Here is a 21480-nt window from a genome sequence, read left to right as displayed (position 1 = left end):
GGCCGGCAGGGCACCCTATGACCTATAGACGGTGATGATGACCGTATATCGGTTAAATGGAGGTGGCGATGGCTGTCCCTGGGAATACGGGTTCTCCGGGCCACGTGGTGATCGTGGGCGCCGGTCCGGTGGGCATGGCCACCGCGCTCCTGCTGGCACGGCAGAACGTGAGTTCCGTGGTGCTGGAGCGCCGTGACGATCCGAGCTGCCGACAGTCACGGGCGGTGACCGTGCAACGTGACATCCTGGCGCTCTACGACCGTCTGGGGGTGGCCGAGGAGATCATCCGAGATGGCGTGAGCTGGTCGCTCGGGCGCACCTACTACGGCGACCGGGAGATCCTCCAGCTGAGGTGGCCGACGCGGGGCGAGGAGATCTACCCGCCGTTCGTCAACTTCCCGCAGTTCCGCATCGAGGAGCTCCTGTACGAGGCCGCGATGGCCACCGGGCTGGTGGACCTCAGGCTGGGCCGTACGGCGGGCGAGGTCGAACAGGACGACTCCGGGGTGCGTCTGAGCGTCACGGGGCCGCAGGGCCCGGAGACCTACACGGGCGACTACCTCGTCGCGGCCGACGGCATCGGCAGCGGCATCCGGCGGCAGCTCGGGATCACCTTCGACGGCTGGCAGACCGAGGGACGCTTCCTCGTCGCCGACTTCGAGGCGGACCTGCCGTTCGAGCGGGAACGCCGCCTGTGGTTCAACCCGCCCTTCCACCCCGAGGGGATCGTGCTCATGCACGGCGTCATGCGGAACGTGTGGCGACTGGACTGGCAGATCCCCTTCGACCTCGACGCGGACGTGGAGACCGAGCCCACACGTGTCGAGGCACGCGTTCACACGGTGATCGGCGACCATCCGGTGCGGGTGATCCGCAGCAACGCCTACACCTTCCAGCAGCGCCGCGCCTCCGAGTTCCGGCGGGGACGGATCTTCCTCGTGGGCGACGCGGCGCACGTGGTCTCACCGTTCGGCGCCCGCGGCATGAACAGCGGCATGGAGGACGCGGAGAACCTGGCGTGGAAGCTGGGCTTCGTGCTCACCGGCCGGGCCGAGGCCTCGCTCCTGGACAGCTATCACACCGAGCGGGCCGCCGCCGCCGACCATCACCTGGAGCTGACCGGCGCGTCCATGCGGTTCATGACCCCCGACGCCGACACGGGGCGCCAGGCGCGCGACGCGGCGCTGGCCGCGGCCGCCGCAGACAGCGCCCAGGCTCACCGGGTCGACAGCGGCAAACTCTACGAGCCCTTCCCCTACAGTGACTCGGCACTGACCGTGCCCGCGACCGCCCTGGGGACGACGCCCCGCGTGCAGCCCGGTACGCCCCTGCCCGACCTGCGCTGCGCGCACGCGGGTGCGGGTGCGGGTGCGGGTGCGGGTGCGGGTGCGGGTGCGGAGAGCACGTTGCGCGCCGCTCTGGCCGGTGAGCTCACCCTGCTCGCGGTGCCGGGAGCAGGCGGTCTCACCGCCGAGCTGGTGGACAGGCTCGCCGCCACGACGGCACCGGCGTGGGTCAGGCGCTCCGTCCTGACGCACGGCGCCGCGACACCCCCTGCCGGAATCGACGTGCTCACCGTCCCGTCCGAGGAGATGTGGGACGTCTACTCCGGCGAGCGTGACCTCCTCTATCTGGTGCGTCCCGACTGCTACGTGGCGGCCGTGGCACCGCTGGACGGCGACGGCGACCCCGTGGTGTTCGGCACCCTGCTGAGCGATGTGCCCGCGACGGCTCACTGACCGCACACGACTCACCAGCCGCACTCGACCAAGGAGCAAAATGATCGACAACAACACCGTCGTCGAGGTGTCACGAGTGACCGTCGAGGCCGCCGCGGGGCGGACCAAGCTGGTCACCGTACCCGTGGACGGCGGACCGGTGCCGATGGGCATGCACGGACCGGTGGCCGAGCACTACGGGGTCCCGCTGGACACCATCGAACCGCACGCCACCACCCTCGACTACGTCGTGGGGGCGACGACGGCATGCCTGACCGGAACCCTGTCCGGCATGCTCGCCAAGCTGGGCCAGCCGACCACCGACGGCGCGCTGACGGCCGAGGGCGAGGGAACGATCGTGAAGGACGGCGGGGTGCTGCGCATCGCCGCGATCCACGTCCGCTACCGGGTGCGCCTCGCGGAGGACGTGAATCCGGCAGAGGTGGCCCGCGCGCACGACCGGCACACCCGGCACTGCCCCATCGCCCGCACCATCAGCGGCTGCGTCGAGATAACCACCGACCTGGAGCTCGCAGAGGCATGACGCCCTGACAGGCGGTCACGACGGGAGCGTGAGCTGTTCCGGCCCGCTCCCGAGACGCCCGGCGGCATGCCTCGGGACCGCCGTCGGGCGGACCCGCGCGGGCGGAGGACAATCGTGGGTGTGGAACGGACCGATCCCAGCGAGGGGCAGCAGGAAACCGTCATCCGCCCGGGGACGCTGCCCCGCGAGTGGAGTCCCCACGGTGAGGCACCCCACACCACCACATCCCGCATCGACGCCCCCCGCACCGGCGGCTCCGTGAAAACGAGCGGGCGCGGCGGATGCTGAGACTGGACCGGCTGGTCAACGTCCTCGGCGGCTATGGGGCCCGGCTGTGCTGCGCTCCGGCGTCCCGGGACGTCGAACTGCGCAGCGTGGTCGTGCACGACCCGACCGACACGCGCCCCGCGACCGGCGACGTGTTCCTCTCCGTCGGTGTGGACTCCGCGGCCGAGGCCGTCCGCCTGGCGCGGGCGGCGCGCGCCGTCGCGATGCTGGTGCGCGGGAGTCCGCCGTTCGACGAGAGCGCGCTGGCCGACGCCGTCGACGGCGGCATCGCCGTACTGCTCGTCGAGCCGGAGGTGTCCTGGAGCCAGCTGTCCGGGGTGGTCTACGGCCTGGTGCTCGAAGGCCGCGAGACCGAGGCGGGGCGGGGGCCGACCGACCTGTTCGCCTTCGCGGACACGCTCGCCGCGGAGATCGGCTCCGCGGTGACGATCGAGGACCAGATGTCGCGTGTCCTGGCCTACTCGGGCTCGCAGCAGACCGCGGACCCGGCCCGCCTGGAGACGATCCTGGGCAGGCGGGTGCCGGACACCGTGCGGCGGTTGTTCGAGCGCGAAGGCGTCTTCGCGCATCTGGCGACCTCCGACGAGCCGCTGTTCGTCGGTCCCTCCCCCGCGCACGGCCTCAGGGGCCGCGTGGTCGTCGCCGTCCGCGCGGGACGCGAGCTGCTCGGATCGATCTGGGTCGAGTGCGAGCGCCCGCTTCCCGACGAGCGCAGGACCGCCCTGGGCGACGGGGCGCGGGCGGTCGCGTTGCACCTGCTGCGCTCCCGGGTCAGCGCGGACCTGGAGCGTCAGGTGGAGTCCGACCTCGTCATCCGGCTGCTGGAGGGCACGGCGGACGCCCCCGCCGTGATCACCAGACTCGGCCTGCCGAGGGGACGGTTCCGGGTGATCGCGCTCCAGGCGCACATCGCGGAGGAGAGGCACGCCGCGGTCCTGCTGGCGTTCGAGCGCGCGACCACGGGTTTCGGCTGGTCGCGTCCCGGGCGCAGCACGCTGTTCGGCAACACCCTGTACACACTGCTGCCCTGCGACAGCGACGTGACCCCCGCCCTCGACTGGCTCGCCGCGATCGTGAACGTGCTGCCGCGGCAGGTCACCGTCCTGGCGGGCGTCGGCGGGCCCGCGGACCCGGCCCAGCTCCCCTCCTGCAGGCAGGAGGCCGACGAGAGCCTCGCCCTGCGGGCGACGCGGCAGGGCGGCGCCCCCGCGGTCGTCTACGACGAGTCGTGGGACGAGATCCTGCTGCAGCGCCTGCGGGCCGCCGCCTCAGCGGGGCGCGTTCCCGCGCGCGGCCCCGTCGCCGACCTGACCCGGCACGACGCGGAGCACGGCACCCACCACATCGCGACGCTGCGCGCCTGGCTTGAGGCGCAGGGGGACCTGGCCGTCGCGGCGAGCCGCCTCGGCGTCCATCCGAACACCATCCGGTACCGGCTCAGGAGGATGGCGGAACTCACCGATCTGCGGCTCGAACTGCCGGAGAAACGGCTGGCGATGATCATAGCCCTGGCCGCCAGCCGGTCCTGAACTGCCGATCTCCGTCGATCGCCACCGGTCTTTGTTGGCTTCGGCCAAACTCACCGCCACTGCTTGTCCGGGACGCACAGACCGTTTCCGTGTCGCGGCGGCGATGCTCAAGTCACGCGCGCGACAGGATCCGTCCCGGACCTGTCAGAGGTCGCCGGAAGGCTGTCAGAGCGGAGAAGTGATCATGGGTGTCGATGGTGGGCCGCGCACGGCCGTGGTGATCGGTGCCGGCGTGGTGGGGCTGTCCACCGCGTGGTTCCTGCAGGAGCGCGGCGTCGAGGTCACCGTGGTCGACCGCGACGGGGTCGCCGCGGGTGCGTCGTGGGGCAACGCGGGCTGGCTCTCGCCGGGGCTGGCGATCCCGCTGAACGAGCCAGGGATCCTGCGCTACGGCCTGCGTTCCCTGCTCGACCCCCGCGCCCCGCTGCACGTGCCCGCGACTCCCGACCTCAGGCTGTGGTCCTTCCTCACCCGGTTCGCCGTGAACTGCACCTGGGGGTCGTGGAACCGGGCCGTGCAGGCGAACCTCGCGTTCAACGAGGAGTGCCTGGAGGCGTTCGACGTGCTGACCTCGAACGGTGTCGAGGCCCCGACCGTCGAGGCTCCGATCACGGCGGCGTTCGAGAACGTACGGCAGGCCAACGGGCTCCTGCACGAGCTCAGGCGCATCGACCGGTCCGGGCTGAAGATCCGCTACACCGCGCTGAACGGCGACGCCCTCCGCGAGCAGATGCCGCAGCTCTCCTCCCGCGTGAGGGCGGGCATCCGGCTGGACGAGCAGCGCTACGTCGATCCGGGACAGTTCACCCGGTCGCTGGCCGGGTCGGTCGTCGCCAGGGGGGCCACCATCAGGTCCGGCTTCAGGGTGACCGGGGTGCACGAGGAGGCGGGCGGGCTCACCGTCCGGTCGGGCGCGGGAGAGTCGGTCACGGCGGACGCCGTCGTCCTGGCGACCGGCGCCTGGCTGAACGACCTCGGCGCGGCGTGGGGAGTACGCGTGCCGGTGCGCGCGGGGCGCGGCTACTCCTTCACCGTCCCCCTCGACCGGCCCGTCTCCGGGCCGGTCTACCTGCCCGCCGTCCGGGTGGCCTGCACGCCGTACCAGGGCGGGTTGCGCGTCGCGGGAACGATGGAGTTCCGCGACCCGGACGCCCCGCTGGACCGGGCTCGCATCGACGCGATCATCGCCTCGGCCAGGCCGCTGCTCACCGGCGTCTCGTGGGACGGGCTCACCGACGCCTGGGTCGGCCCGCGTCCCGTCACCCCCGACGGGCGGCCTCTCGTCGGGGCGACGCACGCTCCCGGCAGGTTCGTCGCGGGCGGGCACGGCATGTGGGGGCTCACCCACGGACCGGTCACCGGGCGTATGCTCGCCGAGCAGATCACCACGGGAAAGCAGCCCGCCGCGCTGCGAGACTTCGACCCCACCCGCTGATCCCACCCGTTGACCCCACCGCGAGCCCACCCGCTGACCCCGCCTGCGATGTCCGGCGCACCGGCCGCACGTCCCGGTCTCGGCTACCGGGACGCCGCCCACGGCACCGCCCTGCCCCCACTCCCCGCGCCGGTACGGCGAGACGGGACGCGGGGCGGGGCGGCGCCGTGGGCGGCGCGCACCCCGCTGGGTGCTTCCCGGTCGCGGTCTCAGGCTCAGGATCAGGATCAGGCTCAGGCTCAGGCTCAGGCTCAGGCTCAGGCTCAGGCTCAGGCTCAGGCGAGGGTGACCGTGACGGGCAGGTTCTTGATGCCGTTGACGAAGTTCGAGCGGACGCGGCGAGGCTCCCCCGCCAGCTCGATGCCGGAGATGCGGGGCAGCAGTTCCTCGAACATGATCCGCATCTCGAGCCTGGCCAGCGCGTTGCCCAGGCAGAAGTGCGGGCTGCCCTTGCCGAAGGTGATGTGGTCGTTGTCCTGCCGGGTGACGTCGAAGCGGTAGGGGTCGTCGAAGACCCGCTCGTCCCGGTTTCCCGAGGCGAACCACATGACGACCTTGTCGCCTTCGGCGATCTTCTTGTCGTGGAGCTCAACGGTGCGGGTGGCCGTACGGCGGAAGTGGTAGACAGGGGACGCCCAGCGCAGGAACTCCTCGACCGCCCCCGGCATGAGCGACAGGTCCTGGCGAAGCTTCTCCGCCTCGCCCGGGTTGTTGATCAGCGCGAGCATGGAGTGCGAGATCGCGTGCCGCGTGGTCTCGTTGCCCGCGACCACGAGCAGCAGGAAGTAGTTGTCGAAGTCGCGGCCGGAGAGCGGCACCCCGTCCGAGGTCGGCTCGTTGACCAGCTTGCTGACCAGGTCGGTGCCGTCGCCGCCGAGGCGCTTGCGGGCCAGCTCGCGGCCGTACTCGAAGACCTCGAGCGAGGCCGGGCTGCGGAACGGGAGGTCGCGGTACTTCTCGCTCTCCTCGCTGTGCAGCAGCACGTCGGCGTAGTCGGGATCGGTGTTGCCGATGATCCGGTTACCCCAGTCGATCAGCTGCTGGGTGTCCTCCTGGGGGACGTCCAGCATCTTGGCGAGCACGTTGATCGGGAAGTCGGCGGAAACCTCCTTCACGAAGTCGAAGGTGCCCTTGGCCAGCGCGGCGTCCAGGGTCCTGGCGGTCAGGCCGCGCAGGAAGACCTCGTAGCCCGCGATCGCGCGGGGCGTGAACTGGCGCTGCAGGATGCGGCGGAGCACGCTGTGCCGGGGGCCGTCGGTCTCCAGCAGCGAACGGCGGATGGTGGCCTGACGGTCGTCCACCTCCTCCAGGTTCGTGAACTTGGAGGAGGTGAAGGTCTCCGCGTCACGGTCAACGGCGACGATGTCGGCGTGCCGGGTGATCGACCAGAAACCGCTGCCGTACTCGCCCTCGTCCTGCCAGTGCACCGGCGCCTGCGCCCTGAGCACATCGAACATGCGCCACGGGGTTTCGCCGTCGAGGAACTTGTCGTTGTCCGCCAGGTCGACGTCGTCCAGGCGCATGGATCCTCCAAATGATGCTCGGGATGAACTACACGGGTGGTCTCGGGAAAACCGAAAGTGATCTGGGAGCGGTTACAGGTGCTCGACGGTCCGTTCCACGGACTCCGCGCTCACTGGGCCTCCTCGGCTCGTCCTGACACTTCGCCCGGGCGCACGCTTCGCTTGGGCGCGCATTTCGTTTGGACACAAACCATATGTCCGAAGTCGATCCAGAACAAGACTCCGCCGAAAGAAAAGGATTGACCTTGGTTGCGACTTCCCGCAGCTCAGGGCATATCGTAAGGACCCAAACAAACATGGGCCGCCTCCGCGAAGGAGGCAGCGCGGCACCCCCTGCAGCGGGCTGGAACGCCACGCGTGAAGGGTCCGTACGGCGGTCGCGACCGCCGTACGGACCCTTCACGTCCGGCACAGGCCCCGCCCACGTGTGACCGCCCGGCCGGCCCGCGTGCGAGGGTCAGTCCTGCGGTGGCGCGCCCTGCCCGATCCGGGCGTACGCCGCGGGGTCGGCGGACTTCAGGTAGGCGCCGTAGCCGAGGCCGACGACGCCGACCAGCACCACGATGGCGGGGATCGCCCAGTTGAGCACGGAACCGGGCGGAGTGCCGAGCAGCGCGGAGAAGTTGGTGAACGCGATGTACAGGACGGCCAGCAGCGCGAGGCCGGACAGCACCGGGGCGACCACCCTGCTCCAGGTGCTCTCACCACGCGTCTCACGGCGGAAGAAGCCGACGACCGCGACCGAGGTGGCGACCAGCAGCAGGATCACGCCCAGCGCGCCCAGGTTGGTGAACCAGTTGAACAACGTGCCCATCGGGTCTCCGCCGAACAGCCCGAAGGCGAGCACGACGACGACCGCGAAAATGGTCTGGCTGACCGATCCCACGTACGGCGAGCCGTGCCGGGGGTGCGAGAGTCCCAGCTTCGGCGGCAGCACGCCCTCTCGGCCGAGCGCGAAGAAGTAACGCGCGACCGCGTTGTGGAAGGAGAGCGTCGCGGCGAACACCGCCGTGATCAGGAAGATCTGGCCGAGTGTGGAGAAGGTCGAGCCGAGCGTGCGCTCGCCGAGCACGAAGACCAGCTCCGGTCCGTGCTCACGGGACGCGGCGATGACGTTGTCCACCCCCGCGCCCATCGCGGTCGCCCAGGCGGTGAAGGCGTAGAAGACGCCGATGACGGCGACGGCGATGTAGGTGGCCCGGCTGACGGTCTTGCGTGGATCCCTGCACTCCTCGCTGTAGATCGCCCCGGACTCGAAGCCCATGAAGGCGGCCATCGTCCACAGGAGGGCGGCCCCCACCGCCCCCGTGGTCAGCGCGCCCCAGCTGAACGGCTCCAGCGACAGGCCCTGCGGGGCGGAGGAGATCTGGGAGATGTCGAAGACCAGGACGAGCAGGCTTTCGCACACCAGCAGGACGGCGAGAACCTTGGCGTTGAGGTCGATCCGGCGGTAGCCGAGGAAGGCGATGATCGCCAGGAAGACCAGCGAGACCACCCACCAGGGCAGGTCGACGCCCAGGGTGGCGGACAGGAAGCCCGCGGCGCTGAAACCGAGCAGGCCGTACAGGCCGACCTGCATGGCGTTGTAGGCCACCAGCGCGACGAACGCGGCACCGACACCGGGGATACGCCCCAGACCGTGGGTGATGTAGGCGTAGAACGCCCCCGCGTTGGAGATGTGGCGGCTCATCGCCGCGTATCCCGCGGAGAAGAGGGCGAGCACGGCGGCCAGGACGAGGAACATCATCGGCACACCGAGGACACCCGTGGTGGCGAAGTTCTGCGGGGTGCCACCCGCGGCGACGGTCAGGGGGGAGGACGCGGCGACCACGAAGAACACGATGTCGGGCACACCGATGCGTCGGCGTGACAACGTGGCCGGGGCGGCTGCCGATTCGTTGACGGTCATGGCAACCTTCCATTTGGGACAGAACGGGAGCATGGGACAGCACGGAAGCATGTTTCGTTCGTACCCATACGAACCGTGTGGCCGGGATCGTACGTGCTCAAATGAAGATGGCGCAAGAGCCTGTTCTCGCAGGTGGGCGACTGTGAGAGTTTTGTGATGCCCTGAGCATGGGCGCCCCACACGAGGACATTCCGCTGACGAAGTGCAACGCGGTTGCGACCAGCGGGTATCAAGACGTTCCAGACTTCTTAAAATCTTTGTTTGGCACCAAACGATAAGGTAACGTCACAGGTCACACCTTGACCGTCGTCGCGAACTCCTTCTAGATTGTTTGGAGTCAAACAATCAGGAGAAGCGGATGACCCCCGTCGCCGGCGTCCCCATCAACGGCGATCGCTGGATCGGCGACGACTGAGAGTTCCGCGTCCCGGCGCCGACTCACCACGTCCATCAGGTTCATCGGATTCACCAGGAGTTATGCAATGAAGGTCATCGTCGACATGGACGTCTGCAAGGACCACGGGCAGTGCGTCTTCGCCGCGCCCGAGGTCTTCCAGCTCAACGACAGCGGCCGTCTGGTCTACGAGTCCGACGTCGACGAGGCGCTGCGCGACGCCGTCGAGGAGGCCGCCGACGTGTGCCCGCTCCAGGCCATCACGGTCGAGGGCTAGGTCCTTTCCAGGACGGCTCCCGGGCGGCCCCGGGAGCGGTTCCCCGCACGGCCCACTCAGGCGGCCAGAAAAGTGAGGATGGCGATGAGCCAGCGCATCGTGATCGCGGGCGCGTCCATGGGCGGCCTGCGAGCGGCCGAGCGGCTACGGGCGGGCGGCTTCACCGGTGAGATCGTCGCGGTCGGCGACGAGGCGCACCTGCCGTACAACCGGCCGCCGCTGTCGAAGGAGGCCCTGGCCTCAGAGGTCACCCATGAGGCGGTCGCCTTCAGGCTCCGCCCCGCGGTGGCCGACGTGACCTGGCGGCTCGGCGTCCCGATCGCCGCCGCCGACCTGGCCGTGCGGGCCGTACGGCTCGCCGACGGCACCGAGCTCGCCTACGACGGGCTGGTCGTGGCGACCGGGATGCGTCCGAGGCGGCTGCCTGTGCCCGGCCCGGTGGCGGGGCGGCACGTGGTGCGGACGCTGGAGGACGCGGCGACGCTCCGCGCGGAACTCACACCGGGGACCAGGGTGCTGGTGATCGGCGCCGGGTTCATCGGCTGCGAGGTCGCGGCGACCGCCCGCGTGCTCGGCTGCCCGGTCACCGTCGTCGCCCCCGAGGCCGCGCCGATGCTCCGCCCGCTCGGCGCGGAGCTCGGTGCCGCGCTCCAGCGCCGCCATGAGGCGGAGGGCGTCAGCTTCCTGCTCGGCCGTACGGTCAGGCGGTTCCTCGGCGACGGCCCCCAGGCCGCTCAGCCAGCTCAACCGACTCAACCGACTCAACCGACTCAACCAGCTCAGACCGCGAAGACCGGGGGCTCCGGGACGGGAGCCGGGCGGGTGAGCGGCGCCGAGCTGTCGGACGGGACCGTGGTCGAGGCCGACGTGGTCGTGGAGGCCGTCGGCTCCGCGTCCAACACCGAGTGGCTCGACGGCAACGGCCTCGACCTGTCCGACGGCGTGCTCTGCGACAACGCGCTGCGCGTCGAGGGACGCTCACGCCTGGTCGCGGTCGGCGACGTGGCCCGTTTCCCCAACCCCCGCTACGACGAGGTGGCGCGGCGGGTCGAGCACTGGAGCATCCCCACGGACACGGCCAAGCGCGCGGTGCCCAGCCTGCTGGCCGACCTCGGTCACGCCGCGCACGACCCGGTTCCGTTCGCGCCGCTGCCGACCTTCTGGAGTGACCAGTACGGCTTGCGGATCCAGTCCTTCGGCGCTCCCGCGCTCGGTGGCGACGACATTCGGGTGCTCGAGGGCGACCTCGGCGGGGAGGTCGTCGTCGGTTACCACGACGGCGGCAGGCTTGTCGGTGTCGTCATGATCGGCCTCCCGTCGGCGGTCGCCCGCTACCGCACCGAGCTGATGAACACGCCGACGGCGGCCTGACCCGCGTTCCGGGCAACGGTCCCCGGCCTGCCTCGTACGAGCGGGCCGGGGACCGTCGCAATTTCTTGGCCGGGATTTCCGGCGGGGATTCGGACCGGCCCGCCGTCCTCTCGCGAGGGGATTCCCACCCCACGGTCCATCACTAAGCGCCAGGCAGAACGGCCGCCTCCCCGCCCCGGCCCCCTCATCGGCGGGCACGGGCACTTACGGGCGCCCGTCGACGTCTATCCCGGTCATCCATAACCGTCTGTTCCGGTAGGAAATAAATGGATATGCTCATGAGATGAGCGGGACACCGGTCCCGCCCGGTGACGTGTTCACCGCTACGAAGGACTGTGCATGCGAACCACCCCGACGCTCTCCCTGCTCGCCCTGCTCGCTGTGCTCTCCCTGACGCTCACCGCGTGTGGCGGCGGGACGACCGGCGGCTCCGCGCCCGCCGCGAAGTCCGTCATCCTGATCACGCCCAACCCCGCGGGCACCAACAGCTTCCTGCAGCTCAGCGTCAAGGGCGCGGAGGCGGCGGCCAAGGAGATCGGCGCGTCCTTCAAGCTGTACGAGAGCAAGGACCCGACCAGCATCGCGCAGAACGTCGACGCGGCGGTGCGGGCCAGGCCGACCGTGATCGTGGGCGTCAGCTTCTCGTTCGACGACGTGTTCGCCACCGTTCCCAAACAGCACCCGGACCAGCAGTTCCTCCAGATCGACTCATGCGCCAAGAACCAGGCGGCGAACCTCACCTGTGTTTCGTTCAAGGAGCACGAGGCCGCCTATCTAACGGGCATCGAGGCGGGCCTGCTCAGTAAGAGCGGCAAGATCGGCGTGGTCGTCCCGATCGACTCCCCCTTCATTCACCGGTGGACCGACCCGTTCATCGCGGGCGCGAAGGCCGTGAACCCCAAAGTCACCGGCACGACCCTCTACGTCGGCGGCAACACCCCGTTCAGCGATCCCGCCAGGGCCAAGTCGCAGGCGCAGGTACTCACCGGTCAGGGTGCAGACGTCGTCGCCGCCTTCGCATCCGGGGGAAACCAGGGGGTGTTCGAGGCCGCGGCGACGGCTCACGCGAAGTCGTTCGGCGTGGACATCAACCAGTGCCCGCAGAGCGCGGGAACCGTGATCGACAACGCGCTCAAGCACGTGGACGTGGCCGAATCCGCGGCGATCAAGGACATCGCGGCGGGTAAGACGGGCGGTGTCAAGGTGTACGGCCTGGCCGAGGGCGGCGTCGGCGTCAACGCGCTCAGGGACGACCTCGCCTCATCCCAGTGCACGGTCGCCTCGAGCCCCGAGATCGTGGCCAAGGTCAAGCAGGTCCGTGACGACATCGTGGCGGGCAAGGTCGCCGTCGCCGACCCGCTGGCGGGCTAGGCGTGCCCGCGGTCGAGCTCGTCGGCATCACCAAGAGGTTCGGGGACGTCGTCGCCAACGACGGGATTGACCTGTCGGTCGAGGCGGGCGAGATCCATGCTGTCGTCGGCGAGAACGGCGCGGGCAAGTCCACCCTGATGTCCGTGATGTATGGCATGCATCAGCCGGACGCCGGTCACGTGCTGCGCGACGGCGTACGGCTGCGGATGCGCTCCCCCGCCGACGCCATCGCAGGCGGCCTCGGCATGGTCCACCAGCGCTTCCGGCTCTTCCCCGAGCTGACCGTCACGGAGAACGTCGTGATCGGCGCCGAGCCGACCCGTCGTGGCGTGCTGGACACCGTCGCCGCCCGACGCGAGGTGGAACGGCTCGGCGAGCTGTACGGCCTGCGCGCCGACCCCGTCGCACGGGTCGGCACGCTGCCCGTCGGCGTGCGCCAGCGAGTGGAGATCCTCAAGGCCCTGTACCGCGACGCGCGGGTGCTCATCCTGGACGAGCCGACGGCGGTGCTGACCCCGGGCGAGGCGGCCCAGCTCTTCGAGGTGCTGCGCACCGTCACCGGGAACGGGGCCTCGGTCGTCCTGGTGACGCACAAGCTTGGCGAGGTGCTCGCCGCGAGCGACCGCGTCACGGTCCTGCGCCACGGCCGGGTCACCGGACGGTTCACCACCGCGGAGACGACGGCGGAGGAGCTGGTCGTCGCCATGATCGGCCGCTCGCTCGCCCCCGGACCGCGACACACCCCGCCGCGCGGCCATGAGGCACGGCACACGTCTCCGCACGACCGCGAGGCGCGGCACTCCTCGCCAAACGGCCCCGGGAGCCCCCCGCCGCACGGCGATGGGCCCACCGCGCGGGAACCGGACGCGCCGGGGGTGACGCGCGAGCCGTATCTGCTGGAGGTCGAGAACCTGCGCGTGCTCGGCGGCGAGGGGCCCGCGCCGGTTGACGGCGTCTCGTTCGGCGTGCGCCGGGGGGAGATCGTGGGAATCGCCGGGGTCGCGGGCAGCGGCCAGCGCGAGCTGCTCGACATCGTGACCGGGCTGCGTGCCCCCGACGAGGGTCGCGTGCTGCTGGCGGGCCACCCCGTACGGCGCGGCCGCGACCCGCGCGTCGCCTACGTCCCCGAGGACCGGCACGGCAGGGCGACCGCGCCCACCATGTCACTGGCCGACAACCTGCTCATGGGCGAGCAACGTGGCTCGCGCTTCTCCCGCGCCGCGGTGCGGGAGCGGGCGCGGACGCTCGTCAAGCGTTTCGGCATCCGCACGGCCTCGGTCGACGAGCCGATCTCCGGCCTGTCCGGTGGCAACGCGCAGAAAGCGGTGCTGGCCCGCGAGCTGTCGCGCGGCAGACCCCTCATCGTGGTCGAGGAGCCGACGCAGGGGGTCGACGTCGGCGCGCAGGAGCGGATCCACGCGCTGCTCGCCGAGGCCCGCGACGAGGGTGGGGCGGTGCTGTTGCAGTCGAGCGAGCTGCCGGAGCTGCGTGCCCTGGCCGACCGGATCCTCGTCATGTTCGAGGGCCGGATCGTCGCCGAACTGCCGTCGGACGAGGCGAGCGACGCCCGGCTCGGCGCCGCGATGACGGGAGCCGCGGCGGGCGACGCCACCGCAGACACCGAGGGAAACACTGAGGGAGACACCGGGTGACCGGCACGCCCGCACCGCCCGTCACCACGGACCGGTCGCCTCGAAGTCCCGCGCCGGGCCGTACGGCGCTGCCGCGCGCGGCCGCCGCCGCCCCGGTGCTCGCGCTCGTCGCGGCGCTCGCGCTGACCACCCTCGTGATGCTCGTCACGGGCGTCGACCCGTCCCTGGCCTACCCCGCCCTGATCAGGGGCGCGGTCGGCGAGGGGAACCTGGAGTACACGATCGCGGCCTATGTACCGACCCTGGGCATGGCGCTGGCCTTCGCGATCCCACTACGCACCGGCGAGTTCAACCTCGGCGGTGACGGCCAGCTCGCCCTCGGCGGGGTGGCCGCCGCGGCGATCGCGCTGCTCGTGCCGCTGCCGCCGGTGCTCGCGGTGGTGCTTCCGCTGGTCGCCGCCGCGCTGACCGGCGGGTTCCTCGCCTGGCTGGCCGCGCCGCTGCGCGCCAGGCTCGGTATCCCGGTGATCGTCACCACGCTGCTGCTCAGCACCCCCGGCGTGGCGCTCGCCTCCTATCTGGCGCGCTTCCCGCTGGCCGAGCGGGGGACGGGCGTCGCACAGACGCCGGTGCTGCCCGCGGTCGCCCACCTGCCCGCGATCGGCGACAGCGGCTACCTGACGCCCGCGCTGCCCGTGGTCGCACTGCTGGCTGTGCTCTGGCTGTACGTCGACGCCAGAACCGCGCTCGGTTACGAGATCAGGGCGACGGGCGCCAACCGGGAGTTCGCGAGGTACGGCGGCGTCGGGATCGAGCGGCTGGGCGCCATCACGCTCGCGGCGGGAGGCGCCTTCGCCGGACTGGTCGGCGGGCTGACGGTGCTCGGCCCGCCGTACCGTTTCGTGGACGGCGCGCTGACCGCGCCCGGCTACACGTTCACCGCGATCGCGGCGGTGCTGCTGGCGACCGGCAGGCCCGCGCTGGTGCCGATCACCACGGCGTTGCTGACGGTCCTGCAGGTCGGCGGGCAGGGCATGGAGCGCGAGGCGGGCGTGCCGAGCCAGCTCACCCAGATCGTGCAGGGGCTGGTCATCGTGATCGTCGCGGTGCTCGCCCTCACGCGCCGCCGCGGAACGATCCGCCGCACCCCGAAGACCGCCGCGGAGCCCGCGAACCCACACGAGAAGGCCACACCATGAACACCGCCGGATCCGCGGGCCCGTCCTGGGAGGCCGTCCCATGAGCGTCTTCGACGTCGCCTTCGTCTCCGCCGTGCTGACCGCGAGCACGCCCGTCGTGCTCGCCGCGCTGGGCGGGCTGCTGTGCCAGGCGGCGGGGGTGTTCAACATGGCGCTCGAGGGCCAGGTGCTGTGGGGCGCGTTCAGCGGGGTGCTGTTCAGCCACCTGACCGGCAACGCGTGGCTGGGCGTCGCGGGCGCGGTCGTCACGACCACCGCCTACGCACTCCTGCTGTCGGTGCCCACCGTCGCCTTCCGCGCCGACCCGGTCGTGGTCGCGGTCGGCGTCAACCTGCTGGCCCTCGGGCTGACCGCGTTCCTGATGCGCGGCCTCCTCGGCGTCGGAGGCACCTACACCTCTCCCGAGCTGCGGGGGCTGCCCACCTTCGCCCGGCTCGGCCTGGACGTGCCGGTCCTCGGTCCCCAGTCTCCGCTGGTCCCACTCGCGCCGCTGCTGGTCGCGGCCGCGGCCTGGTGGCTCGCGCGCACCCGTTCGGGTTTACGGCTGCGCGGCATCGGCCGGCATCCCGAGGCCGCGCTGTCACTCGGCCTCAAGGTCGGCCGCTACCGTCACGGCGTGGTGCTCGGCGCGGGCGCGCTGTGCGGACTCGGTGGGGCGCAGCTGGCGCTGGGCAACGTGACGCTGTTCAGTGAAGGTATGAGCGCGGGCAGAGGCTGGGTCGCCGTCGTCGCGGTGATGCTGGGCGGCGCGCGGCCGTGGCCGGTGCTGGCCTCGTGCCTGTTGTTCGGCGCGGCAGAGGCGCTCGGCTTCCGGCTGCAGGGACTCGGGCTGCCGCAGCAGGCCGCGGACGCCGCTCCCTATGTGATCACCCTGCTCGCCCTGGTCGTGGCCGCCGCGGCACGCGGGCGACGACGCTTGCTGGAGGCTTCATGAGTGACGTTCCCGTCCTGGCCGACTCCGTCAGGATCACCGGTGACGCGGTGGAGATCCTCGATCGGCGCGTCTACCCGTTCGAGGTGCGCTGGGTGCGGTGCGCGACGAGCGAGAAGGTGGCGGTGGCCATCGAGCAGATGGTCACGCAGAGCTCGGGACCGCTGTTCGCGGCGACCGCCGGGCTCGTCCTCGCCGCCCGCGAGGCCCGTCACGAACCGCCGGAGGCCGCCGCCGCGTACCTGCGCGGGGCAGGTGCCAGGCTCGTCGCGACGCGGCCGACGAACAACCACATCCGCGACGCCGTACAGGGAGTGCTGGAGGCCGTGGATGAGGAGTGGAGCTCGGGTGAGGAGCTGGCGGAGGCGGTGACGGAGGCGGCCCGCGCGCACGACGCCGCCTACCGGGCGCGCAGCGCCACTCTGGGCCGACACGCGGCAGGCCTGCTCGGCGACGGCGCGCGGGTGCTCACCCACTGCTGGGCGGACGCCTTCCTCGTCGCGACCGTCCTGGCCGCGCAGGAGTCGGGCAAGCAGCTGGAGTTCGTCTGCACCGAGACCCGCCCCTACCTGCAGGGCGCCAGGCTCACCGCGGCCACGCTCGTCGAGATGGGCTATCGGCCGACTCTGATCACCGACGGGATGGTGGCCACGGCGCTGGCCGAAGGACTCGCCGACGTGGCGCTGACCGCGGCCGACCGGGTCACGCTCGACGGCCACGTGGTCAACAAGGTCGGCACGCTGGGCGTCGCGCTGGCCGCGAACGCCTTCGGCGTGCCGTACCACGCGCTGATCGACGCACCCGACCCGCAAGCGCGGACGATCGAGGACGTCGTGATCGAGCGGCGCGACGGTGACGAGGTACTGCACGTGCTGGGGCGGCGCACCGCGGCCGAGGGGGTCACGGGCTACTACCCCGCCTTCGACGCCACCCCACCCCGGCTGGTGACCAGCATCGTGACCGAGCACGGCGTCTATGAACCCTCCCGCGTCGCCGACCACTTCACCACCGATTACCCCCCCGCTGTTCCCCTCTATCCCGCCCCCGACGATCCCAAGGAGAGTTGATGGTCCGCCGCATCGTCGTCGACACCGACACCGGCATCGACGATGCCCATACCCTGCTGTACCTCGCGGGCAGGCCCGACGCGGAGATCGTCGGTATCACGTCGGTTTTCGGCAACTGCGTCGAGGAGGACGCCGTACGCAACATCGGCTACGTCGCCAGGCTGCTCGACCTGGACGTGCCGATCGCGCGCGGCGCCGCCGAACCACTGGCCGGGGTCTCGCACATCGCGGGCTACGTGCACGGCAAGGACGGCCTGGGCGACCGGGGCTACGAACGGCCGCTGCCCGAGGTGACCGGCGAGTCGGGAGCAGAACTGCTCGTACGGCTGGCACACGAGCGGCCGGGTGAGCTGGACCTGCTCGCGCTGGGACCGCTGACCAACCTTGGGCTCGCGCTGCGACTGGACCCCGACCTGTTCACGAGGTATCGCTCCGTGGTGCTGATGGGCGGCTCCGGCCCCTACGCCGAGCCAGGAACGCTGCTGATGGTCGACGCCAACATCGACAACGACCCGGTCGCCGCCAAGGCCGTGTTCGCCGCGCCCCGCGAGAAGCTCGTCATGGTCGGCGTGAACGTCACCGCCGCAACGATCCTCGACGAGCGGGCGATCGCGGCCCTACGGGCCACCGACACGCCCCGCGCCCGCTTCGCCACCGAGATCCTCGAGTCGTATCTGGACTTCTACCAGAACGAGTGGGGCCGCAGGATCATCCCGCTGCACGACCCGCTGGCCGCGGGCATCCTGCTCGACCCGGGCTTCGCGACGGCCGCCGTCGACGGACCCGTCAACGTGGTCAGCGACGGGTTCCTGTCGCGGGCGCGGCTGATGCGCACCCACGACGGGCTGCCGCCGTCATTCGCCTACGAGCCCGCCCCCGACACGCATGTGATCACCGCGGTGGACTCGGCGAGGTTCGTCGCCGACTTCGTGGAGGTGCTGACCCGATGACCGGATGGACCGTGCTCGACATCGAGGGGACGACGAGCTCCACCGAGTCCGTCCATGTCGGGCTCTACTCCTTCGCCAGGCCCAGACTCGGGCCCTGGATCGACGCCAACCGCGACGACCCGGCGGTCCGCGCCGCCGTCGAGGACATCGGCGGCGGCACGACGGACGAGATCGTGAAGGTGCTGCACGACTGGATGGACCGCGACGTCAAGGCGACGCCGCTGAAGACACTGCAGGGTCAGATCTGGGCGGCGGGATTCGCCGCGGGTGAGCTGACCGCGCACTTCTTCCCTGACGTCGCCCCCGCCCTGCGCGCCTGGCACACCGCGGGCAGGCATCTCGCGGTGTTCTCCTCCGGCTCGGTCTCCGCCCAGCGCCCGTGGTTCGCGCACACCCCGGACGGCGACCTGTCGGTCCTGGTCGAGCGGTGGTTCGACACGGTGAACGCGGGGCCGAAACGCGAGGCGTCGTCCTACCACCGCATCGCGGCCGAGCTCTCGGGGACGGACCTGCTCTTCCTGTCCGACGTCCCCGCCGAGCTGGACGCCGCCGCCGCCGCGGGCTGGCGCACCACGGGCCTGCGCCGCCCCGGCGAGCCGAGCGAGAACGCCGACTTCGGCCTCCATCCCGTCGTCACGTCTTTTGGAGAGCTGGCGTGAGCGGCGAACCTCGGGCAGGAACCTCCGTGCCAGATCTTCGTGCGTCCGGGGGCGGCCAGACGCTCACCTCGGAGCGGGTCTTCGAGGCCGGTGCCCGGCTCGCGGTCGAATCCGCGCGTTTCAGCGGCTTCGGCTGGATGCGCGGCACCTCGGGCAACATCTCCGAGGTCGTCGGCCGTGATCCGCTGCGGCTCGTGGTCACCGCCAGTGGACTGGACAAGGGTGAGCTGACGGCCGCCGACGTCGCGGTCGTCGGCCCGGCGGGCGAGGCGGTGCACGTCGAGGGCGTCGAGCCGCGCAGACCCTCGGCGGAGGCGGGCCTGCACGCCCGGGTGGCGGCGCTGACCGGCGCGGACGCGATCGTGCATGTCCACACCCTCAACTCCGTCGTCGCCGGTCATCACTGGCCCGGCGGTGTGCCGCTGCGCGACGTCGAGATGCTCAAGGGCATCGGACGGCTGGCGCACGACGACGAGGTGGTCGTGCCGGTGATCGCCAACAGCCAGGACATGGCCGAGCTCGGGGACCGTTTCGAGGAGGCGTACGCCCCGCGCACCCCGGCCGTGATCGTCGCCGGTCACGGCCTGTACACCTGGGGACGCGACCTCGGGCACGCCCGTCACGTCACCGAGTGCGTCGAGTGGCTGCTCGCCTACGCCGTCGCCACCCGCTGACCGCCGGAACGCGGCACCCCGCTCCGGCCCCGGTTCCCGGAGCGGACCGCGGAACCCGCTCAGGGCGGCCTCCCCTGCCCGGCGCGAGAGCCCGTCCCAGCCAGGCTCCCTGGCCGGGACGGAAACCGGCGGGGCCGCGGGGACGGAAACCGGCGGGGCCGCGGGGCTGGGAGCCTCGGGAGGCCGGGGTCACTCCTGGCTTTCCTGCTCCTCGCGCTCGGCTTCACGCGCGGTGTCGCGCTCGTCGCGCACGTCGAGGGCGAACTGCCGCGCCCACCGCAGCCGCTCCTCCTTCGGCAGGTCGAAGTATCCCTCTGGCAACCGCGTCTGGACCTTACGGGCCCGCTTCGAGAAAGCCACCCGCGCCTCCTGTCTGGATGTAGTCGCCGGTTCTCACATCGTAGATGGCGATCTGGTCGGTGCTCCTGGCCAGCGCCACGGCCTCCTCGCGGCCGGCGATGTTGCGCGAGGGTTCCAGCCACAGTTTGCCGTCCTCGACCCAGCCGCCCAGGTGCATGTCGGGGGCGTTCTCGAACACGCCGCGGTGGCTCATCAGGTAGTCGTCGATCGCCGCCGCCGCGGCGTCGGGGTCGTCGAGGATGTGCTCGGGGAACTGCGCGGTGTGCCCGGTCGTGGCGACCATGTAGCCGTCGGTCGGCCGGGTGCCGGAGGTCGGCGACCAGCTGAACCCCTGGCGTGCCCCCGGTGCCCGCAGCACGTCTCCGAGGGCGATGGGCTCCGGTTTCCTGGCACGGCGGAACCGCTGGCCGACCCTGGCGAACAGACCGCCGCCCATACCCGCGACGAGCCTGCCCTTACGCAAGGAGCACCCTGGCCGCCTGGCTGAACGACAGGTTGAGCAGGCGGTCCGCGACCTGCTTGTACGCCGGGATCTTCAGCAGGGAGAGGTTGCCGGTGAGCGGGGCGGCCCTGAGAGCCTGGACGATCTGCGTGAGCAGCACGGTGAGCTGGACGGTGACCACGATCTTCAGGGCCAGGACGAGCACGGCGCACACGGCCAGGCAGGCCGCGAGGACCTGGGCTCCGTGGGCGCCGTCGACGGCCACGGCGTGCGGCGCGTCCTGGTGTGTCCACTCCGCCGTGAACCCGGCGATCGCGGCGCCGTCGTTGTGCTCAAGGAGCCTGCGGACCAGGGCGGCGGCGCGCTCGGCGAGGGCGTCGATGTCGAAGCCGAAGGCCGTCCACTCGCCCGAGAGGGTGTGGATATGGTCCTCGTTGGCCTGTAGCCAGAGGTAACCGAGGTCGTAGAGCAGTCCGGCGAGGCCTTCCGGCAGGTCCAGCGCCATCTCACACCGCCTTCGCGACGGCCTGCTCGACGGCCTGCTCGGCGGCGGCGTAGGTCGTCCGCATCCGCAGGACGCCGTCGCCGTGGCGCGACAGGCCGTCGACGGCGGAGCCGATCGACTCGACGGCCATGGCGTGCACCGACCGGTAGCCCTCGCCGATCAGAGCGCTGATGTCGTCGTCGCCGCCGACGCCGGTGAGACTCTGGGCGGAGGCGGTGAGCCGGTCGAGCCTGAGGCGCAGTTCCTCGGCGACGGCGCGGAGGTCGGAGCCCGAGCTCAGCAGGACGTCGCCCGCTACGGTGACCTCGGGAAAGCCCGCGCTCACCTGCTCCGCCCCTCGATGCGGGCGAGGACGTCGCCGATCGTGTCGGTGAAGGCGCCGAACCTGTCCAGCGCCTCCTCCTGCAGCTTTTCCAGCTCTCCCGCCAGTTCGGCCGGTCCCTGAGCCGGAACGGACGGCTCGACGCCCGCCCTGGTCCGCAGGTCGAGCAGGGCCGCGTTGACCGCCTCGACGATCTGCTCGGCCAGCTCCTGCGAGCCCGCCCGCAACGCGCGCGGGTCGATGCGCAGCGACTCCAGCGTGCCGACGCCGCCCGCGGTCGCCCCGACCAGGCCTCCGGCGGACTCTCCCTCTCCCCTGACGTCGGGGACGGGCTCGCCGGCCGCCCGCAGGGCCTGCCTCGCGGAGTCGAGGAGGTGGCCGAACCCCTCCGCTCCGAGATCGACGTTCACGGTTCCCTCC

The 21480-nt window shown here is 71.4% G+C and carries 22 protein-coding genes; 14 read left to right on the top strand and 8 right to left on the bottom strand.

Going from position 1 to position 21480, the window contains the following annotated elements; genetic code table 11:
• The first annotated feature begins 68 nt into the window (after positions 1–68).
• The 4 genes from AB0395_RS01600 (at position 69) to AB0395_RS01585 (ending at position 5514) form a co-directional block, all read left to right on the top strand.
• Complete coding sequence (locus tag AB0395_RS01600; protein ID WP_366275959.1) at positions 69–1739, top strand: FAD-dependent oxidoreductase; 1671 nt, start codon at positions 69–71, stop codon at positions 1737–1739.
• Between the two features lie 40 nt (positions 1740–1779).
• Positions 1780–2262, top strand: a complete 483-nt coding sequence (locus AB0395_RS01595; RefSeq protein ID WP_366275957.1) for an OsmC family protein — start codon at positions 1780–1782, stop codon at positions 2260–2262.
• Between the two features lie 281 nt (positions 2263–2543).
• Positions 2544–4079, top strand: coding sequence for a helix-turn-helix domain-containing protein (locus AB0395_RS01590; protein ID WP_366275956.1), 1536 nt, complete (start codon positions 2544–2546; stop codon positions 4077–4079).
• 184 nt (positions 4080–4263) lie between these two features.
• A complete protein-coding gene (locus tag AB0395_RS01585) occupies positions 4264–5514 on the top strand; it encodes an FAD-dependent oxidoreductase (RefSeq protein ID WP_366275954.1) in 1251 nt (416 codons plus the stop codon).
• A 275-nt stretch (positions 5515–5789) separates the two neighbouring features.
• On the opposite strand, the gene AB0395_RS01580 is transcribed toward AB0395_RS01585, so the two are convergent.
• The 3 genes from AB0395_RS01580 to AB0395_RS01570 all read right to left on the bottom strand — a co-directional run bounded on the left by AB0395_RS01580 (position 5790) and on the right by AB0395_RS01570 (position 9406).
• Positions 5790–7037: a cytochrome P450 gene (locus AB0395_RS01580; protein ID WP_366275952.1), complete on the bottom strand. Its 1248-nt coding sequence runs from the start codon at positions 7035–7037 to the stop codon at positions 5790–5792.
• 457 nt (positions 7038–7494) lie between these two features.
• Positions 7495–8946: an APC family permease gene (locus AB0395_RS01575; protein WP_366275950.1), complete on the bottom strand. Its 1452-nt coding sequence runs from the start codon at positions 8944–8946 to the stop codon at positions 7495–7497.
• 337 nt (positions 8947–9283) lie between these two features.
• A complete protein-coding gene (locus AB0395_RS01570; RefSeq protein ID WP_366275949.1) occupies positions 9284–9406 on the bottom strand; it encodes a hypothetical protein in 123 nt (40 codons plus the stop codon).
• Between the two features lie 22 nt (positions 9407–9428).
• Between AB0395_RS01570 and AB0395_RS01565 the strand changes: the two genes are divergently transcribed.
• The 10 genes from AB0395_RS01565 to mtnB all read left to right on the top strand — a co-directional run bounded on the left by AB0395_RS01565 (position 9429) and on the right by mtnB (position 19431).
• On the top strand, positions 9429–9617 hold the full coding sequence (locus AB0395_RS01565) for a ferredoxin (protein WP_366275947.1): 189 nt from the start codon (positions 9429–9431) through the stop codon (positions 9615–9617).
• Between the two features lie 84 nt (positions 9618–9701).
• Positions 9702–10988, top strand: a complete 1287-nt coding sequence (locus AB0395_RS01560; RefSeq protein WP_366275946.1) for an FAD-dependent oxidoreductase — start codon at positions 9702–9704, stop codon at positions 10986–10988.
• Between the two features lie 339 nt (positions 10989–11327).
• A complete protein-coding gene (locus AB0395_RS01555; RefSeq protein WP_366275944.1) occupies positions 11328–12359 on the top strand; it encodes a BMP family ABC transporter substrate-binding protein in 1032 nt (343 codons plus the stop codon).
• A gap of 2 nt (positions 12360–12361) precedes the next feature.
• Positions 12362–14011, top strand: coding sequence for an ABC transporter ATP-binding protein (locus AB0395_RS01550; protein WP_366275943.1), 1650 nt, complete (start codon positions 12362–12364; stop codon positions 14009–14011).
• A complete protein-coding gene (locus tag AB0395_RS01545; RefSeq protein WP_366275941.1) occupies positions 14008–15150 on the top strand; it encodes a hypothetical protein in 1143 nt (380 codons plus the stop codon). Before AB0395_RS01550 ends, AB0395_RS01545 begins: the two co-directional genes overlap by 4 nt.
• Positions 15151–15190: 40 nt before the next feature.
• On the top strand, positions 15191–16084 hold the full coding sequence (locus AB0395_RS01540; RefSeq protein WP_366275940.1) for an ABC transporter permease: 894 nt from the start codon (positions 15191–15193) through the stop codon (positions 16082–16084).
• The gene (locus AB0395_RS01535; RefSeq protein WP_366275938.1) at positions 16081–17148 is read left to right on the top strand and encodes a s-methyl-5-thioribose-1-phosphate isomerase; all 1068 of its coding nucleotides are present in this window, start codon (positions 16081–16083) and stop codon (positions 17146–17148) included. Before AB0395_RS01540 ends, AB0395_RS01535 begins: the two co-directional genes overlap by 4 nt.
• Positions 17148–18098 carry a nucleoside hydrolase gene (locus AB0395_RS01530; protein WP_366275936.1) on the top strand — a complete coding sequence of 317 codons (951 nt, stop codon included), beginning with the start codon at positions 17148–17150 and terminating at the stop codon, positions 18096–18098. The genes AB0395_RS01535 and AB0395_RS01530 overlap by 1 nt, the downstream gene beginning before the upstream one ends.
• Complete coding sequence (gene mtnC / locus AB0395_RS01525) at positions 18095–18757, top strand: acireductone synthase (RefSeq protein ID WP_366275935.1); 663 nt, start codon at positions 18095–18097, stop codon at positions 18755–18757. Before AB0395_RS01530 ends, mtnC begins: the two co-directional genes overlap by 4 nt.
• Before the next feature lie 26 nt (positions 18758–18783).
• The gene (gene mtnB / locus AB0395_RS01520) at positions 18784–19431 is read left to right on the top strand and encodes a methylthioribulose 1-phosphate dehydratase (protein WP_366275934.1); all 648 of its coding nucleotides are present in this window, start codon (positions 18784–18786) and stop codon (positions 19429–19431) included.
• Positions 19432–19620: 189 nt separating this feature from the next.
• Here the strand turns inward: mtnB and AB0395_RS01515 are convergent, their stop codons facing one another.
• The 5 genes from AB0395_RS01515 to AB0395_RS01495 are packed head-to-tail and all read right to left on the bottom strand — an operon-like array spanning position 19621 to position 21470.
• Positions 19621–19791, bottom strand: a complete 171-nt coding sequence (locus tag AB0395_RS01515) for a hypothetical protein (protein ID WP_366275933.1) — start codon at positions 19789–19791, stop codon at positions 19621–19623.
• Entirely contained in the window at positions 19766–20254 is a 489-nt protein-coding gene (locus AB0395_RS01510) for a hypothetical protein (RefSeq protein ID WP_366275932.1), read from the bottom strand. The genes AB0395_RS01515 and AB0395_RS01510 overlap by 26 nt, the downstream gene beginning before the upstream one ends.
• Positions 20247–20738, bottom strand: coding sequence for a hypothetical protein (locus AB0395_RS01505; RefSeq protein WP_366275931.1), 492 nt, complete (start codon positions 20736–20738; stop codon positions 20247–20249). The genes AB0395_RS01510 and AB0395_RS01505 overlap by 8 nt, the downstream gene beginning before the upstream one ends.
• A gap of 1 nt (position 20739) precedes the next feature.
• On the bottom strand, positions 20740–21063 hold the full coding sequence (locus AB0395_RS01500) for a hypothetical protein (protein WP_366275930.1): 324 nt from the start codon (positions 21061–21063) through the stop codon (positions 20740–20742).
• On the bottom strand, positions 21060–21470 hold the full coding sequence (locus tag AB0395_RS01495; RefSeq protein WP_366275929.1) for a YbaB/EbfC family nucleoid-associated protein: 411 nt from the start codon (positions 21468–21470) through the stop codon (positions 21060–21062). The genes AB0395_RS01500 and AB0395_RS01495 overlap by 4 nt, the downstream gene beginning before the upstream one ends.
• Positions 21471–21480 lie beyond the last annotated feature (10 nt).

Source organism: Streptosporangium sp. NPDC051023 (genome assembly GCF_040689595.1).
Lineage (GTDB): Bacteria > Actinomycetota > Actinomycetes > Streptosporangiales > Streptosporangiaceae > Streptosporangium.
The sequence above is the reverse complement of the archived record's forward strand: the minus strand, read 5'-3'. Positions and strand labels throughout refer to the sequence as shown.